Source organism: Lentilactobacillus hilgardii DSM 20176 = ATCC 8290, from assembly GCF_000159315.1.
GTDB classification, from domain to species: domain Bacteria; phylum Bacillota; class Bacilli; order Lactobacillales; family Lactobacillaceae; genus Lentilactobacillus; species Lentilactobacillus hilgardii.
Window position 1 is genome coordinate 1 of the sequence record NZ_GG670023.1, and the last position, 606, is coordinate 606.

The following is a 606-nucleotide window of genomic DNA, read 5'->3' on the forward strand; positions in this document are numbered from 1 at the left end:
ACCTAAATCTATCCTGCAGATGATTAATCGTTTGGTTAAACAAAAACAGCGTTTCCTGCTGTTTGTACCCAGAATTAAGGATTTAACCTTGGTAAGTAATGCGCTGGAGAAAGCTAATATTAACTGTACCTATTTGACAGTTTATTCGGCTGACCCACAAAGGCTGGAAAAGGTAACTGCTATGAGAAGTCAGTCCGTTGATTTTTTGATTACAACAACTATTTTGGAACGGGGGGTTACTTTCCCTGGAATTGACGTTATGGTTTTAAAGGCTGACGATGAGGTGTTTTCCACATCTGCATTGGTTCAAATTGCCGGTCGGGTTGGACGAAATAGTGCGCGGCCAACAGGACAAGTGATTTTATATTGTGAAACTAAATCAAAGACGATCAAATCCTGTGACCGTCAAATCAAAGAAATGAATCGAAAAGCGAGGGAGATCAAATGACTTGTTTGCTGTGTCAAACAGTACTGTCTTCTGAGTTAACGCTGCCTAAGATCTTTTCGTTTCAGAAATTAAATAATTCGAAGGTTTGTCGTAAGTGTTTCAATCGATTCGTAAAGCTGTCAGATATGAAAACGTGTCGGTATTGTGGGCGAAGAATT

The 606-nt window shown here is 39.6% G+C and carries 1 protein-coding gene; it reads left to right on the forward strand.

The window, feature by feature from the left end; all coding sequences use genetic code 11:
* On the forward strand, positions 1 to 448 hold a 448-nt coding region (locus HMPREF0519_RS12740), incomplete at its 5' end, for a helicase-related protein (protein WP_040472852.1).
* Between the last annotated feature and the right edge of the window lie 158 nt (positions 449 to 606).